Annotated in this window: 1 protein-coding gene and 1 pseudogene; both read left to right on the forward strand. The window is 46.7% G+C overall.

The window, feature by feature from the left end; translation table 11 throughout:
* Positions 1-213 (forward strand): annotated as a pseudogene (locus MUU47_RS00175) (LPS export ABC transporter permease LptF); the annotation flags it as partial.
* Positions 210-467 (forward strand): LptF/LptG family permease (locus tag MUU47_RS00180; RefSeq protein ID WP_258986119.1); only part of this gene is annotated, 258 nt, incomplete at its 3' end. The pseudogene MUU47_RS00175 and the gene MUU47_RS00180, both read left to right, overlap by 4 nt.

Raw genomic sequence — 467 nt, forward strand, 5'->3', positions numbered from 1 at the left:
ATAAAACCCCGCCAGGGCCGTTATACAATGCTGTTCCCTCTCACTCTGTTATTTGCTGCCATTTTTTACGGAGGAAATATCTGCCGCACGTTAGTGGCTAATGGGAGTATCCCCATCACTCCAGGTGTCTGGTCAGTCCCGATATTAATGTCGATTGGAATGTTGTTTTTTATTGCGCGCGACTTCTCACTGTTACGGAAGTTATCCCGATGAACATATTCGGTCGTTATTTGATTCGTAATCTCTTCATCGGATTTGCAGGCGCTGCCGGATTATTAATCCCATTATTTGCCACTTTTAATCTGATCAACGAACTCGAGGACGTTACCCCAAATGGATACCATTGGACACAGGCCCTGCTAGTAGTCTTAATGGCCCTACCGAGAAGCCTTGTTGACCTTGGCCCATTTATCGCCTTGCTGGGTGGCATCGTCGGACTTGGCCAACTGTCAAAAACGCTTGAATTG

The organism is Scandinavium hiltneri, assembly GCF_024764835.1.
Lineage (GTDB): Bacteria > Pseudomonadota > Gammaproteobacteria > Enterobacterales > Enterobacteriaceae > Scandinavium > Scandinavium hiltneri.